Below are 15504 nucleotides of genomic sequence, written 5' to 3' on the forward strand. Positions count from 1 at the left end.
CTCCGACAGTAATTTCCGGCAAGGACAGTCGAGCAGTCACGTGAATGGGCGACCCCGACCGGGTCGTGTCGGGTAAATGCGGGACAGGAAACTTCGCCAGCACGGCCGGAATCTGGAGTGACTGCCTTGTTCGCTGAGCATCCACAGCCCGGATCATTGGAGCGTCCATGACATCTGACTCCCTCGCCGCGCTACCGATCGAGGTGCCGCCCCACGCCTCCGGTCGCCGGCGACGCCCGGCGACCGGCACCGAGACGGAGCCGTCGGAATGTGTTGGTCCACTGGTGGTTCCGGCCGACGTGCCGGACAAGCTGCGCGCGCTGGCGGCGGTAGCGGGGACGAACGATTTCATGGCACTGTCGATCTGCGCGACGATGCTGGCGCGCCGGCTGTCCGGTTCCGGTTTCATCCGTCGGGTCCGCGTGATCCGAGGTATGCGCGAAGCCATCACACCGGTCCCGGCCGATCCGGCCGACAGCTTCCGTGCGGCGCTGCGCGGGGCCGGCGAACCTCACGTCGCCGCGATCCCTGACCCGGGCACCGGCCAGCGCGTCGACGCCACCATCGTGGTGTCCGAGGACGGCAGGCTCTACGCGGAGAGCATGTCCAGCTCGGTCGACGCACCGCCCGCGCTGACCTGGGCCCAGACGTTCGTGCAGTTGCTCATCGGCCTGGCCCGCGACCCTGACGCGCCGATGGCCATGCTGCCGCTGATCGACGCCGACGAGCGCGATCGGATCCTGCACCGCCTGAATCCGCACCGCCGCCCCGACATTCGGTACCGCACCATGAGCGAGCCGTTCGAGGAGCAGGCGGCCCGCACCCCCGATGCGGTAGCTCTGCTGGACGAGTTCGGCACCGCGATGAGCTATCGCGAGCTGAACACGCGCGCGAATCGATGGGCGCACCTGCTGCTTCGCCGCGGCGTCGGCCCCGGTACCCGCGTCGGCATCTGCCTGCGGCCCGGTATCCACCAGATCATCGCCATCTACGCGGTGGTCAAGACCGGCGCCGCCTACGTGCCCCTCGATGCCGAATTACCCGACGTCCGGCTGGCTTTCATGCTCGAAGATGCCGCGCCGACGCAGGTGCTGACCGACGGCGACTGCCGGGATCGGATCCCGCAGGGACCGTGGCAGGTCACCGATGTCGAGTTCGAGCCAGGCTACGCCGAGTGCGCAGGCACCGATCCGGTCGTCGACGCCGATCCGGCAGGCCTGCTCCATATCCTGTACACCTCCGGCACCACCGGCAGACCGAAGGGCGTCGCATACCCGACCATCGGCGCGCTGGCGAATCTGCAGTGGCTGCAAGGCCGTTATCCGTTCGCCCCCGGTGATTGCGCGTTGTTCAAGACCTCGGCCGGGTTCGACGTCTCCATCTGGGAAATCTTCTGGCCGCTCTATCACGGTGCGCGCCTGGTGATCTGCCGTCCCGGCGGGCATCGCGACCCGGAGCATCTCGCGCGGCTGGTCGAAAGCCACTCGGTGTCGACGATTTTCCTGCCGCCGACGGTGATGAGCCCGTTTCTGGAGGAGATCTCGGCCGCGCGGGCCCGCGGGTTGCGCTGGGCGTTCTGCGGCGGTGAACCGGTCACGCCGCGCATCCGCGATACCTTCCACGCCACCTTGCCGCACGTCACGCTGCTGAACTGCTATGGGCCCACCGAGGCAGGCAGTGTCGTCGACATGCCTCTGGCGCCCGATCCCGGAGCTCTCGTGGTTCCGCTCGGCCGGCCGGCGACCAATTTCCGGCTGACGATCCTGGACGACAAGCTCGAGCCGGTGCCCGTCGGGGTACCCGGCGAGGCCTACATCGGCGGTGAAGTCGGTCTCGCGCAAGCGTATTGGCGCGCGCCGGGCCGCACGGCGGAACGGTTCGTCGCGGACCCGTCCGGGCCGCCCGGTTCGCGCCTTTACCGCACAGGTGACCTGGTTCGATACCGGCACGACGGGGTGCTGCAACACCTCGGCCGGATCGATCGGCAAATCAAGATCCGCGGACTGCGCATCGAACCCGGCGAGATCGAATCGGTGCTCGCTGCCCACCCCGCGGTGGCCGACTGCGCGGTCGTCGCACACGGCGCGCCGGTGCGGTTGCTCGCGTTCGTGGTGCCCGCGGACGGGACCGAAGCGGTAGACGCGACCGCGATCGGGCAGCACCTGTCCAGCATCCTGGCCGATCACATGCGACCCGAGAGCATCGTGGCGGTATCGCGCATCCCGGCGAACGTCAACGGCAAGATCGACGTCGGTGCGCTGGTCGCGCTCTGGCAGGAGCGGGTGGACCGCGAGCGCGAAATCGTGCCGCCCGCAGACGAGTTGGAGGTAGCACTGGTCGAAATCTACCGCCGGGTGCTGGAAACCGACCAGGTCAGCGTCCTGGACACGCTTGCCCAGCTGGGCGGCAACTCCATGCTCGGCTTCCGGCTGCTCGAGCAGTTCCTGACCCGGCTGCACGCCCAGCCGGAGGTGGCGGTACTGCTCACCGGCACCGTCCGCGACGTCGCGAACTCGATCCGCATAATTTCATGATCCGTAAATTATTTTACACTTATCCGTGCGTGGGTACTGTGAATTATTCGTCTCGGAGAGTCCCGCGGAGTTCATGTCCCGCGCGGACGAGATATCCGGGCTGCAGAGAGGAGTGAGTATGGTGATGCTCGATTTCTTTTCGATCGATATCACTCAGGTCGACCCGGATACCGCCGAATAGGAACTCCGCGCCCGGGTGCCGATGATCTTTCCTCGAGGAGTGCAGTCCATGGCCGAAAACCGAGGGTGGTGCGCCGAAGGCGAACTGCCGGTTCCGCTCGCCGCCCACCTGTGCATATCGCCCACTGCGAACATCGCCGCGCCCGCTGAGCCTGAATCCACCGAGTATTCCCGGTGATCGATCGAGTGCGCAGCCGGGTCAGGTTTCGTGAAAGGTGTTGTGCCGGAAGATTTCCTGCCGACACAAAGTAGGCAGGCGTCGACTGTACCTGTTTCGCGATGACCCAGCTGCTGTCGCCTCGATTGGGCCTTCTCGAAATAGGGGTACCATGAGTCGTTTCGCAGATTTTGATGTTACCGTTCTCGGCCATTTCGCGGCGCATACGGGTTCGCATGCGGTGGCTATGGGTCCGCCTCGGCAGCGTGCCGTGCTCGCGCTGTTGATTGTGCATAACGGACACGTAATCTCGACCCAGCGGATCATCGACGAGATCTGGGGCCAGGCCCCGCCGGATCGCTCGACCGCCACCCTGCAGACTTATATATCCCGATTGCGCAGGCTTTTGACCGACGCTCGTCCCGGAACCGGGAAGAGCAACCCGGTAGCACATTGCCCGCCCGGCTATCGGCTCTTCATCGATCGGCATTGTATCGATTCCTGCCGGTTCGAAGACGCGGTGGCGTTGGGGCAGCAATCGCTGCGGCAGGGTTACTCCGCGATCGCCCAGCAACAACTGGCGGGGGCTCTGGAGTTATGGCGCGGTACCCCGTACGCCGATTTGGCCGACTACCGGTTCGCCGCGGACGAGGCGGCGCGGCTCGAGCAGATCCGGCTGAACGCGGTCAGCGGGCACGCGGAAGCCGCCATGGCGCTCGGCCGGCACGAGACAGTGATCGCCGCGCTCGATGACGAAGTGCGCCATCACCCGTTGCACGAACCCGTGGTACGACAACTCATGCTCGCGCTGTATCGATCGGGACGCCAAGCCGATGCGCTCCGGCTCTATGAGCGCACGCGGCGGCATCTCACGGAGGAGCTGGGCATCGACGCGGGCAGCGAGCTGCAGAGCCTCTACGGCGCGATCCTGCGCCACCACCCGGTGTTGAAAGAAGTTGGCGGACAGGCTCGATCCGGTTCGGGCGCCGAAGGTGACCGCGCCGCGCTCACGTGCGGGACGCCGTCCCGGCAGGTGCTCGCCGGACGCGATCAGGAGCGGTCCACGCTCGAGCGCGCCGCCGCCGTCGCGCGTAACGGTTGCGGCCGGACGGTAGTCGTCGCCGGCGAAGCGGGAATCGGCAAGACCTGCTTGTTGATCGAGCTGGACCGCGGCCTGCACGACCAGCCGGTCGACGTGGTGTGGGGCAGTGCGGTGCAAGCCGACGGCGCCCCCGCGCATTGGGTGTGGGCACAGGTGCTCCGCCAGCTCGCGGCGATCCGCCCGGCGGCCTTCCGGCGAGCCACCGCCGGCGCCACGTCGCTGCTGAGTGGGCTTTTGCCCGAGTACAGTTCGGTTTCGGAACCGCCCACGCATTCGGCCCACGCCCGTTTCCGGATGCACGACGCGGTGTGCCGGATCCTGCTCGAGTTGGCGTCCGAACGTCCGCTGGTGATCGTGCTCGATGACCTCCATTGGGCCGATCCGCCATCGCTGGAGTTGTTTCGGCTGCTGGCCGGGCGCGTGCGCTACGGGCCGCTGCTGGTCGTGGCATCGTCGCGCGACACCGAACCCGATTTCAATCCGGCGCTGCGGCAAACCCTGGGCTCGGTGTTGAGTGAGCCGACGTCGGTCACGCTGCAATTGCGCGGCATCAGCGTCGAAGCCGCCGGTGCCCTGGCGACCGCGGTCACCGGACGTGATATCGGGACACCCTTGCGAGATGCGTTGTACGCCAGGACGAATGGCAATCCGTTCTTCCTCACCCAACTGCTCGCGTCGCTGGCCCAGCATTCGCCGGTGACCAAGGCGGAGGTCGATCGGCTGCTGCTGAAGGATGTTCCGTTCGGGGTGCGCGAAGTGCTGCGCCACCGCCTGTCGGTACTCGACGTGGACACGCGCGCACTCCTGCAGTGCTGCACGGTCATCGGCACCGATATCCCCTTGTCGATGCTCTGCTCCGTCTACAGCGCCGACCCGTCCACGTACCACCAGGTGGAGGTGGCGGTGCGGGCCAACCTGCTCGAGCCCGATCCCGAACGGATCGACATCCTGCATTTCACCCACGCCCTCGTCCGCGACGTGCTGTACGCGGAGCTGTCCACCACGGAACGGGCGCGCCTGCACGGCCGGGCCGCGCAGGCATTGGTCGAACAACGTACGACCAAGGACGAATACGCCGAGGCGATCGCCGTGCACTCGTGGCACGCCGCGTCTGTCCTCGACCCGGCGGTGGTGGTGGAGCGGTTGGCCGCGGCAGGCTGGACAAGATCGCGACCGGTGGTCGCCTCGGCGCGGTGCGAGGAACATCGGCACGGCGACTCATCGGAGCGGGGGCGCTCGCTCAGCGCATAGGCCAGGAGGTCAGCGGTGCCCGTTGCGCGACGGGCACCTCGGTGCTCCCGGCCTCAGTGGTCGCTCTGCGCGGCGCGCACCGAATCGGTGAGTGTCGCATGCCGCAGCCATGGGCCGTACGAATAGGCATTCATCCACCGATGGAAGTCTTCGCCGAATCTGGAGTAATACAGCCCGTGCGGGGATTGGAGCCGTAGCACCTGGACGGTGCCGCGGTGCAGCCGTAGCCGTACCGCTCCGGTCAGCGGTTCGTCCAACTGGGCCAGGCAGCGCGACAGGCTTTGGGCCAGATGGCCGTACCAGCCGCCGTGCACGACGAGGTTCGTCCATTCTCGAGCCAGCGTGGCCCGGACCGCGTGCTCGCGCATGCCGTACACCGCGTTGGACAGAGCGCGGTGCGCGGTGGTGATCACGGTGGCGGCGGGGGCCTCCCGGATCTCATGGTTCTTGACGCCGAACGCGGTGTCCTCCAGTCCGCTGAACCGTCCGACGCCGTGCAGGCCGCCGAGCTCGTTCAGCGTCGACACCAGTTCGTCGAGTCCGGCCGGTTGCCCGTCCAGTTCGGTGGGCAGGCCGCCGGTGATGCGCAGATCGATCTCGGTCCCGCCCGCGGGGCAATCGTCGATGGCACGGGTCCACGTGAATACGGTCTCGTCGAGGGTGTTCTCCGGATTCTCCAGCGAACCATTTTCGATGACGCGTGCCCACGGATTGGCGTCCACGCTGTGAATTCCCTGGTCGACATCGAGGCCCGCTTCGCCGAGCGCCTGCAACTTGAGCTGCCGCGCGACATCCGAACCGAGGAAGGGCGCGGCAACAACGATGTTGCGATCCAGGGCGGCGATGGATGCGTTCAACCGAAGCGCGCTGTTCTGCATATAGGTGGCCGTATGTGCCACGGCGTCACATCCGAGCTGCCGGGCCGTGTGCACGGCGACCTTGGCCATCAGGGGGCGGGTGAGGGTCGAACTCACCGGAAACTGGCCCTGGTAGTAGGCGTCGGCGTGGATCGCCGCAGGCAGGAAATCAGCGAAGAACTCGCTGGTGGCGTCGACGGTGTGCAGCTTCACCCCGAACTTCGCGGCACGTGATTTCGCCAGGTCCGACGCCACTTCGCCGGCGTCGCCGATGACGACCTGCAGTGCCGTCGCTTCGAGATTCCGTTGCGCGAGCCATTGCAGCAGATAACTGCCGTCCACGCCGCCCGAGTACAGCACCAGGATGTGTTCGGGCGCCGCGTTTTCCAACTCATCCAAGGTGGTGATGAAATGAAGCATCAGTTCTCCTGCCAGAAAGTCGTTCGGCCGCCGCCGGATTCGTCAGCTCCGAGAGTGGTTTGCACACGCGCGATCCCTCGGCGCGCGCGGCCAGGGAACGACGCAAGTCGGTGACCGCGAGACAACGGCGCAGCCATCTGTCGGTGCCGTTGTACCGAGCCTTGAACAACGTGCGTCCGTGCACCGCGCCGCGATTGTCGATGACGAGCAGGTCGCCGGCCTCGAGGACGACGCCGGAGAGGGAGTCGGCCTGCAACCTCTTCATTTCCGCCAAGGCTTGCCGAGCGAGCTCGGTGCGCGGCTCCATCGCATGGAAATCCAGCACGAACTCGCTCCCAGCGGCGCGCACCACCGGCAACCACGGAGACCACCCCGTCGAGCCGTGCTTGCGGAACGAACTGCTGACCCGGATGCGGAACCATGGCTCGTGCAGTGCTGCTCGGAGGTCGGGTGGGAGGGCGGCGACCACCGGGCCGATACTGCCCAGCAGCGTGAACGCCACTCGATCGTGGTCGGGTCGTAGGCACAGCAGGGTCACCAAGTCCGGCTTGTGCGGGTGAAAGCCGTCTTCGGTATGCAAATCGAGGTGAACTGTGCCGGAGTTCTCCTGGCTTTGCTCCGCGCTCGCCATCGGGACGATGTCCTGGACGAGGCGGCCGGATTTCTCGTCGGCGTAGGAGATCACGTCGCCCAAGCGCGAGCAGATGGCCAACTGCAGGAGGGTGGATATCGGTAAGGCCTGCCAGTCGGGTGCCATGTCCTCGGCGGTCGGTGTCGCCGGAATCTCGTTGTCCAGCGGCAGGTTTCGAATCAGCAGGCCGCCGAGCCCGTTCCCCTGCACACGGAATCGACTGAGCGTGTGCAACAAGGATTCCGGCAGGTTGCCACCCAGCATTTCGGCCGCGAACAACAATGCCGGGCTGTCCAGCGATTGGCCCCGCGCGGTTTCGTAGATCTTCGCACATTCCCGGAAGGCGACGTCACGCTCGCTGCTCGTCAGCGTGACCGCGACATTGTCGAGTGACTTGTACAGAGTCGCGGATCGCGCGGCATTTGTCATCTGTTGGCTCCCTCTCCTCCGGCGTGCGGGATCCGTGGTGTCCGATCCAAGCTATATCAAATTGCCAAATTCGTGGGCGAACGTAAGTCCGGAAAAAGCTATAGGCGCCATCAGGTATGGACGGTCGGGCGCTCGATCGGGCCGGTGCTATACCGAATAGACCGGACCGAAGGGATATGCCCGAATGGTCAGCTCCCCGCCCCGGAGTTCATCTGGCAGACTCGGATATTGGTGAGCCGGGCAATTCGCCGCGCGTAGGTAGCGGCCGGCGGAGGGCTCGAACGAAATGAGGAGTGCAGCAGCTTGACCAACGACATAGCTCATCCACTCTCCGCGGAAGATATCTCGGAATACGAACGCAACGGACTTCTGGTGCGAGAAGCGGGCTTTCTCGCCGAGGACGAGCTGCGCGAGCTGTCGGCAGCGACCCCGGAGATCCTCGACAGCCGGGGGCCGGAGGTGGTGCTGGAACGTGACGGAACGACGGTGCGGTCGGTGTACGGCGTGCATCGCACCTTTGCGGCGGTGCGGGACCTGAGCATGCATCCGAGACTCGTCGGCGCCGTCGGGCAGATCCTCGGCGGCGAGATCTATGTTCACCAATCGAAGCTCAATGTCAAGGCGGCGTTCTCCGGTGACCAATGGGAATGGCATCAGGACTACATCAACTGGCTCAGATCCGATGGAATTCCGCGGCCGAGCCTGGTTAATGTCGCCATATTTCTCGACGCCGCAACCGAGTTCAACGGGCCGCTGATGTTCATTCCGGGTTCGCAACGCCTCGGGCTGCTGCCTGGTAAGGACCGTATCGGAATGCCGGTGAATTACGAAGATGCGCCGAGCTGGGTGAACACGTTGACCGCCGACGAGAAGTTCCAGGTGGATAGAGATGCCATTCGGACACTGGCCGAACAGGGCGGACTGTTCAGTGCGAAGGGCGCTGCCGGATCCGTGCTGTTCTTCCACTCGAATATCCTGCATGCCTCGCTCCCGAATATATCGCCTTTCGACCGGAAGGTGCTGATTCTCGTGTACAACCTGGTCGACAACGCGCCCGAGCACGTCGATACGCCACGTCCTGAGTTCCTCGCCGAGCGCTCGCCGGTTGCCTTGGTACCGCGTATCGGAAAAACGTAGAAGGCGGCGGTGAACATGGGTACCGAAGTTGATCCCGATCTCCTCGCGGAGATCGCCCGCGGTCTAGTGGCTCCGTCGACCGATCGCCCCACCACCCTGGACGATGTGCCCGGCTGGTTCAGCCGAACCGATCAGGACCTGTTCGGCTGGATACTCACGGATCTCGCGGAGCACCTGCCCGGCGGCGACATCGTGGAACTGGGTGCGTTCCTGGGCAAGAGCGCGATTCATCTCGGGTCATTGCTGCGGGAGTCGGAGCGATTGGTCGTCTGCGACCTGTTCGGCTCGGATGTGCCGCGAAACGCGATGTCAGCCAACGCCCGAGCGTTCTACTCCCAGCCGGTACGGAGCGTTTTCGAGCGCAACTACCGGTGTTTCCACCATGAACTTCCCGCTGTTGTGCAAGCACCCACGAGCGAGATCCTGAATCACGTGGCACCGGGCTCGTGCAGATTCGCTCATGTCGACGCTTCGCACGAGTACGACAACGTGCATGCCGATATGCACGCGGTTCGTCAGCTGCTCGTGGCCGGCGGTGTGGTCGCGTTCGACGACTACCGGGCCGAACATACCCCGGGTACGGCGGCCGCCGTCTGGGAGGCGGTGCGCTGCTGGGGCTTGCAGCCGATCTGCCTGACCGAGGACAAGTTCTACGGCACCTGGGGTGATGCGGCGAAGCTGCAAGAGGCGCTGATCGGGGTGCTGGCGCGCGCGGCCGCGTACACTTTCGCGACCCATCTCGTCATGGGCTACCGGGTCATCCGGGTGGTGCGGCGCAGTGGCCCGGCGGCGAGCGCGCCGCCTATTGCTGAGCATCCGGCATAGAGCGCTTGTCCTGACTCGGACTGGATGCCGTTCTCGCAACTTGCGCGAACGGCATCCAGTGGTGCGTGTTACCTCAGCTTCGATCCGTACCCGGAGTCGCCGATTGCGGTACCAGCGCGTAAGCCCGGATCGGAAAGGTGCCCATACCCGCGACGGCGACGGGCGCGCCATGGAACCGAAAGCCGCTGTCCGGCAACAGGTCGAGCCCGGTCAGATGCTCGATGACGGGGATGCCCGCAGCGAGCAATCCGGTGTGCGCCGGCCTGGACAGGTCGGACATGTCGTCGATGTTCACCGAGTCGATCCCGACGACCGCGGGGCGGAGCGCGGTAATCCATTGGGTCGCTTCGACCGTGAGAAACGGATGGCTCGGGTCGGCGTAACCCGCGGTGCCCCAGTGCCGATCCCAGCCGGTGTGCACGAGAACCGCACTCCCCGTTATCGAGTCGCGGTACGGGGCGAGTTCGGCGATGCCGATGCCACGGTGTTCGGCCCGGATCACGAGACCGGGCAGATCCACCAACCGGGACAGCGGAATACCGGCGAGATCGATGCCGCCGCTGAAGCGATGGAACGGCGCGTCCAGGTAGGTTCCGGTGTTGGCCACCATCGAGATGCGCCCGATCTGGAACTCCGTGCCGGGCGCGTACCGGTCGCGAGAGTCGGTGCGCGACATATGGTCCACGATTTCGGGTCCCGGCAGACCGGGATAAGTCACCATGCCGTCCTCGACGACGTGGCTGAGGTCCACGACCCTGGTCGCGGTGACCATGTCGTCCGGTGAACGAAGGGAATGAGGCATCGGTACTCCTGTCGTCATTTGCTGAGATCCCGCTCCAGTCGCCAACCGGAGAAGGCGAGGCCGCCGACGACCATGAGGAGCAGGAAGCTGATGTGCCCGAGCAGGGCGAGTCCGTAGTTGCCGATCGTCACATCCCGTAGGAGTTCGATCGAGTGGTATAGCGGACTGAGTCGCGCGATCGCTTGAATCACTGTCGGGTACTTGTCGATCGGAAAGAACGTGCCGGAGAACAAGAACAGCATCGTTTGCACCACGATGATGATGTCGAAGTCCTGCCAGCCCCGCAGCAGGGTGCTCACCCCCATGCCGACGGCGCAGAAAGCGGCGTTGATCAGCAGCGTTGCCAGCAGGGCCGGGAACGCGTCGCCGGCACCGATGAGCCCGGTGACGGTCATGACCGCCACGAAGATGCCGCTGAGCATCGTGACCCGGAAGATGTTCCAGATCAAGTCCGCGAGCACCAGCTCGTACGCGTTGACCGACGTGGAACAGATCATTTGGAATATGCCGAGGTGGCGGTGCCTGGCATAGAAACTGAAGACCGAGGCCGAGATCGCTCCGGTCATGCAGGAGACGGCGAGCATCCCGGGTGCGACGAATTCGACGTAACTCAGCGCGTGTCCGTCGACGCTGATCTGCCGGTCGACGAGACTGCCGACGCCCAGACCGAGGGCCAGCAGGTAGAGCACCGGCTCGGTGACCGCGGACAGCAGGATTATCCCGAACAGTGAGGCCGCGCGGGAATGCAGGAAACTGAGCACGAAGGCACGTTCGACCACGGCGGCGACGCGGGTACCGGAGATACGAATCGAGGGAGCGGTGATTGTCATGATTGCCGGCATCAATCTGTGAGGCGTCGTCGGAAGGTGAAGTTCGCCGCGAACCAGCCGGCCGCGACCCATGCCAGCAGATAGCCGGCATGGCCTGCGCACTGGATGACGGTGGCGGTCCCGAAGGTGAAGTCCCGCAAGAGATCCACGCCGTGCGACAACGGTGAGAGGTAGGAGATCGGCCGGATGGCCGAGGGGAGCTGGCTGACGGGGAAGAGCACACCGGAGAACAGCACGGCGGGCAGGATGACGAATCGAGTCAGCAGCAGGAACCAGTCCTGATCCCTGATCATCGCCGAGAACGCTGTCGTCGGCGCCGCGATCGCCAGCGAGACCAGGCCGCAAACCAACGGTGCGGACAGGGCCAGTCCCAGGGTGAGGCCGCCGAACAGCGCCGCGACGATCAGGAAGGCGCCGACGGCGATCTCGGTGGCGAGCAGCACATAGAGCAACCAGCCGAGGACCATGTCCCGCGTGCGTAGCGGCGTCGACCGCATGGCGTGAATACCGCCCACCCATTCGAACTCGCTCAACACGCCGTAGGTGGATTCGCTCGCGCCTATCTGGAAGGCCGTCGAAGCGAGCAGCCCTGGAACTATCCAGAGCAGATAGTCGTGGCCGCCGATCGTGCCGATATACCCGCCGACGCCCAATCCCATACTGAGCAGAAAGAGCACCGGGAGGACAAAGGAGGAGAAGGCCGAGGCTCGCCAGAGTCGCTGGTAGAGGTGGAGGTGACGTTCCAGGACCGCGATTGCCGGATAGGTCATGGCTATTCCACCAGTGCCCGTCCGGTCAACCGCAGAAAGACGTCTTCCAAGGTGGATCTGCGGACGAACACGCGCGACGGGGACAGGCCGCGGCGGTGTACTTCGGTTAGCGCATCCTCGCCGCGGGCCGTATAAAGGACCAGCCGATCGGTCAGCAGATCGACGTGCTCGCCGATACCGCTGACGAGGGCAACGGTCTCTTCCGTCGGATTATCGGCGAACCAGAGCTCGACCACTTCTTGACTGGCGTTCTCTTTGATCAGCATCTGCGGGGTGCCCTCGGCGACGATGCGGCCGTGATCAATGATGACTATCCGATCGCATAGCTGTTCTGCTTCGTCCATATAGTGCGTGGTCACGACCTGCGTCGTCCGTTTGCGCTTGAGCTCGAGCAGATGCTCCCACACCACATGCCGCATCTGCGGATCGAGACCCGTCGTCGGCTCGTCCAAGAACACCAGATCGGGGGAGTTGACCAGGGCGCGGGCGATCGCGAGCCGCCTTTGCATCCCACCGGACAGCTCCTCGGCCTTGGTCCCCGACCGGTCTTCCAGCTGAGCGAATCGCAACATCTCCAGCGCCCGACGCCGAGCGTCGGACCTGGCGAAGCCGAAGTAGCGCGCGTAGGTGGTCAGGTTCTCCACCACGGTGAGATCGAGGTCGAGATTGTTGGCCTGGTGCACGATGCCGAGCCTGGCGCGAATGCTGGACGCTTCGCGGCGGGCGTCTCGATCTAGTACCCGCAGCGTCCCGGTCGTCGGCTGCGAAATGCAACTCAGCATTCGCATGGTGGATGATTTTCCGGCGCCATTCGGTCCGAGGAGGCCGAAACACTCACCCGAATACACATCGATATCCACCCCGGCCACGGCGGTGAGATCGCCAAATCGCTTCGTCAATTCACGGCCGTGGACAGCCAGGCCGTCGAGCGGTGGTCCGCACTTCGTGTCCAAAGTGATAACCTCCATATCCGTCGAGTGGGATCGATTTTCCGGTATTCCGAGCGTCGTCAGGTTAGTCGACGGAATATTCGGCGGGGAAGGTGTCGTACCGGAGAGTTCGGACGGACGGGTATACCCGAACGGGCAGTTTCCCCGGTGCGGGCCGATCTGACAGAATTTCGGATACGGCGTCTGTGGAGGATGTGGTCGGTGCCTATGTCGAATTCGATTGATCTCATTGTTCCGAACAACGCGGAGTTCAATCTCCGCAATTTCTCGACTCGATTGAATCGCGAGGCCGAACGCGGCTTTGTCGAAGCCGGCGATATGATGGCGGACCAGGCCGTGTTCTGGAGCACGGCGCCGCGAATTCTCGTCCTTCCCGCCGGATTGGACCGGGACTGGTTCGCCGATGTGCACCGCGTACTCGGGGTGGCGGAACCGCCGGTGGTCAGCCCGGTACCCCGCACGGGCCGACTGGTCGCGGATCTGCTGGCCGATGAGCCGGCGTTGACGCGGTTACGTGCGCTGATCGCCGAACGCCACACGCGGATCAAGTGTTTCGGCGTCGCCCCCGGCGTGTACAAGCTGCTGTCCGCGATCGAAGCGTGGGGTGTCCCTGTCGACCTCGACGGGCCCCCGAAAGCGGACTACTGGTCGAGCCCATACCTGGACAACAAGCTGAGTTGTCTGGATCTGGCCGGAACGGTCGCCGGTTTTCGAGTGCCGCCCGGTATCACCGTGACGACGTCGGAGGAGCTCGAGGGTGCGTTGCGCACCATCCTCGCCGCGGGCGGCCGCGCGATCGTGAAGAGCATGCACGGCGTCAGCGGCGATGGATCGTTCGTCGTGCACGCCGACGAGATGTCCCTCGATACCTTCTGGATCGAGGTGCTGCACGACCCCTTCTTCCGGACCTTCCCGCTGTTCGTGCAGCGCTATGTCGAGCACGCGCCGGACGTGGGTTGCCCTGCCGCCGATATCCGGGTCACCGAGGCCGGCGTGCAGGCGGTCGTCCTCGGCGCGATGACCGTCGACGTGAAGCGCTACGAGTCCGTTTCGGTGGGTGAGGAGTGCGTGCCGGCCGATCTCCGCGAACGGCTGCGGGCGCTCGCGCGTGCCGTCGGGGACGCCGCACACGCGCTCGGCTACCGCGGCTGGCTCTGCATCGACTGCATCGTCGATCGTGATCGGGAACTGTATGTCACCGAGATCAACGCACGACGAAGCGGTGCCATGCATCCCATTGCGCTGTTGGCGCATTGGGACGGGCACGCGCGGAAGGGCTTGATCGCGCACTCCCACGACAGCATTGCCGCGCGATCCGAAAGTGGTTGCCCCGCTTACGCCGAACACATCCGGCCGGTCTTCGAGGAACTATGGTCGCGGGGCATCCGGGCGGTGCCCACCGCGGTCCGGGGGTTGACCAGGGAGGCGCCGATATTCGCGGTGGCGGTGGTAGCCGAGAACATCGAAACGGCTCGCTCGATCGTCTGTGATATCCAAGCCAAAGTTCAGGCCGGCGAACCCAGGGGCGTCGCACGGTGAGTCTGTCGGGCCGGCTCCGGTAGATCAGTTCGCGCGCAACAGGATGCGGGCCGGCGCGAGCCCGGCCGGAGAAATGGTGATCACCGCTTCCGGCACTCGCACCGTCGTATCCTCGAACAGGTCTGAGATCTGTTCCGGCGCAACGTCGTCCGAATGTAACAGCGCTGCCAGCCCGTCGAGCTTCATGGCGAGCTCATCCGGATCGCCGGGTTCTTCGGCGAGCAGTCCCCAGATGTCCCACAGGAGCATTTCGTGTTTGTTCAGGGCCGCGAGGTCTTGGATCAGGTTGTGGGTCAACTGGGGCCAGCCGCGCAGATCCGGTTCGGGCCGGTCGGGGGACACCACGAACCTGCTCGGGTCGGCGGCTCCGGATCGGCAGGCCTGCCAGGCGTGCGGGCCGGTCAGGAACATGTCCCGGGGGACGTCCAGCACGTCCAGGAGCTTGTGCTCGGTGAACTGCGGATCGACCAGCCGCCAACGGGATTCGTGCTGATCCCACACCTCGGCGACCACGTGGTCCATGGTCCAGTCCGGCATCAGGTACTTGGCGAACCCGACTCGCGCTCGCGCCGGTATGCCGTGGTGGCGGGCCATCGCGACGAGCAATAGGGCGGAGTCGCGGCAGCACCCCACGACGCGGTCGGTCGGCACGCGGTCGCTGCCCGGCGGCGCCGGATTCAGTTCGTGCAGCCGGGTGAGTAGATCGTCGGCGTAGCGGAGGTCGATCTCGCGCACACGTTTGGCGGCGAACCCGTGCTCGGTGATGTCGCCGTGCGCCGTGTAGTGGAACACGAGCCCGGCGGCCGCCGCATGCATTCCGGGCAGGTCGGTAGGGATGTCGTCCAACCACCACGACATCGCGCGGGGGTCGGTGAACCGGCTCTGGGATGCGTATGACGTGGTCAAAGCTCGATCACCCTACCGTTCTGCGAAGTTGAAACCCGAGTTTCCCTACGGCGTCAGATGTGTTGTGCCGACCCCCATTCGCGCGACTCGGCACCGCTCGCTCGACCATAACAGAACTGGTGGCCGTAGCCGTTCATCCAGCTCTATCGCGCGCTCGTCCGAGGCTTATCGCGCGCGGCCCGGC

The 15504-nt window shown here is 65.2% G+C and carries 12 protein-coding genes; 5 read left to right on the forward strand and 7 right to left on the reverse strand.

The annotated features are described in order from the left end of the window. Positions 1-167: 167 nt before the first annotated feature. Entirely contained in the window at positions 168-2534 is a 2367-nt protein-coding gene (locus ACFQ9K_RS22770; protein WP_378983546.1) for an amino acid adenylation domain-containing protein, read from the forward strand. Positions 2535-3118: 584 nt separating this feature from the next. Next, entirely contained in the window at positions 3119-5224 is a 2106-nt protein-coding gene (locus tag ACFQ9K_RS22775) for a BTAD domain-containing putative transcriptional regulator (protein WP_378717137.1), read from the forward strand. 53 nt (positions 5225-5277) lie between these two features. On the opposite strand, the gene ACFQ9K_RS22780 is transcribed toward ACFQ9K_RS22775, so the two are convergent. Together ACFQ9K_RS22780 and ACFQ9K_RS22785 are read right to left on the reverse strand one after the other, a co-directional pair. After that, a complete protein-coding gene (locus tag ACFQ9K_RS22780; RefSeq protein ID WP_378717135.1) occupies positions 5278-6501 on the reverse strand; it encodes an argininosuccinate synthase domain-containing protein in 1224 nt (407 codons plus the stop codon). After that, positions 6473-7414, reverse strand: a complete 942-nt coding sequence (locus ACFQ9K_RS22785) for a TauD/TfdA family dioxygenase (protein WP_378717134.1) — start codon at positions 7412-7414, stop codon at positions 6473-6475. Before ACFQ9K_RS22785 ends, ACFQ9K_RS22780 begins: the two co-directional genes overlap by 29 nt. 450 nt (positions 7415-7864) lie before the next feature. Between ACFQ9K_RS22785 and ACFQ9K_RS22790 the strand changes: the two genes are divergently transcribed. Together ACFQ9K_RS22790 and ACFQ9K_RS22795 are read left to right on the forward strand one after the other, a co-directional pair. Then, positions 7865-8698 carry a phytanoyl-CoA dioxygenase family protein gene (locus ACFQ9K_RS22790; protein ID WP_378717132.1) on the forward strand — a complete coding sequence of 278 codons (834 nt, stop codon included), beginning with the start codon at positions 7865-7867 and terminating at the stop codon, positions 8696-8698. A gap of 15 nt (positions 8699-8713) precedes the next feature. Beyond that, positions 8714-9523, forward strand: a complete 810-nt coding sequence (locus ACFQ9K_RS22795) for a class I SAM-dependent methyltransferase (protein WP_378717130.1) — start codon at positions 8714-8716, stop codon at positions 9521-9523. 73 nt (positions 9524-9596) lie between these two features. On the opposite strand, the gene ACFQ9K_RS22800 is transcribed toward ACFQ9K_RS22795, so the two are convergent. Genes ACFQ9K_RS22800 through ACFQ9K_RS22815 form a run of 4 tightly spaced genes read right to left on the reverse strand, consistent with a single transcriptional unit; the run spans position 9597 to position 12878 of the window. Beyond that, positions 9597-10325, reverse strand: a complete 729-nt coding sequence (locus ACFQ9K_RS22800; protein ID WP_378717128.1) for a cyclase family protein — start codon at positions 10323-10325, stop codon at positions 9597-9599. Positions 10326-10339: 14 nt separating this feature from the next. Then, positions 10340-11155: an ABC transporter permease gene (locus tag ACFQ9K_RS22805; protein WP_378717126.1), complete on the reverse strand. Its 816-nt coding sequence runs from the start codon at positions 11153-11155 to the stop codon at positions 10340-10342. A gap of 11 nt (positions 11156-11166) precedes the next feature. Then, positions 11167-11925, reverse strand: a complete 759-nt coding sequence (locus ACFQ9K_RS22810; protein ID WP_378717125.1) for an ABC transporter permease — start codon at positions 11923-11925, stop codon at positions 11167-11169. A 2-nt stretch (positions 11926-11927) separates the two neighbouring features. Further along, positions 11928-12878, reverse strand: coding sequence for an ABC transporter ATP-binding protein (locus ACFQ9K_RS22815; protein WP_378717122.1), 951 nt, complete (start codon positions 12876-12878; stop codon positions 11928-11930). On the opposite strand from ACFQ9K_RS22815, the gene ACFQ9K_RS22820 reads away from it, so the two are divergent. Then, on the forward strand, positions 12834-14414 hold the full coding sequence (locus ACFQ9K_RS22820) for a hypothetical protein (RefSeq protein WP_378717121.1): 1581 nt from the start codon (positions 12834-12836) through the stop codon (positions 14412-14414). The genes ACFQ9K_RS22815 and ACFQ9K_RS22820 overlap by 45 nt on opposite strands. Before the next feature lie 24 nt (positions 14415-14438). On the opposite strand, the gene ACFQ9K_RS22825 is transcribed toward ACFQ9K_RS22820, so the two are convergent. Next, positions 14439-15320 (reverse strand): transglutaminase-like domain-containing protein, encoded by an 882-nt coding sequence (locus tag ACFQ9K_RS22825; protein ID WP_378717119.1) that lies wholly within the window; start codon positions 15318-15320, stop codon positions 14439-14441. Between the last annotated feature and the right edge of the window lie 184 nt (positions 15321-15504).

Origin of the sequence: Nocardia sp. NPDC056564, from assembly GCF_042793755.1 — a bacterium.
Classification (GTDB): Bacteria; Actinomycetota; Actinomycetes; order Mycobacteriales; family Mycobacteriaceae; genus Nocardia.

Coding starts and splice junctions, on each gene's coding strand:
- ACFQ9K_RS22810 (WP_378717125.1), bottom strand. CDS start 11,925: ATGACCTATCCGGCAATCGCGGTCCTGGAACGTCACCTCCACCTCTAC.
- ACFQ9K_RS22795 (WP_378717130.1), top strand. CDS start 8,714: ATGGGTACCGAAGTTGATCCCGATCTCCTCGCGGAGATCGCCCGCGGT.
- ACFQ9K_RS22775 (WP_378717137.1), top strand. CDS start 3,119: ATGGGTCCGCCTCGGCAGCGTGCCGTGCTCGCGCTGTTGATTGTGCAT.
- ACFQ9K_RS22780 (WP_378717135.1), bottom strand. CDS start 6,501: ATGCTTCATTTCATCACCACCTTGGATGAGTTGGAAAACGCGGCGCCC.
- ACFQ9K_RS22770 (WP_378983546.1), top strand. CDS start 168: ATGACATCTGACTCCCTCGCCGCGCTACCGATCGAGGTGCCGCCCCAC.
- ACFQ9K_RS22805 (WP_378717126.1), bottom strand. CDS start 11,155: ATGACAATCACCGCTCCCTCGATTCGTATCTCCGGTACCCGCGTCGCC.
- ACFQ9K_RS22800 (WP_378717128.1), bottom strand. CDS start 10,325: ATGCCTCATTCCCTTCGTTCACCGGACGACATGGTCACCGCGACCAGG.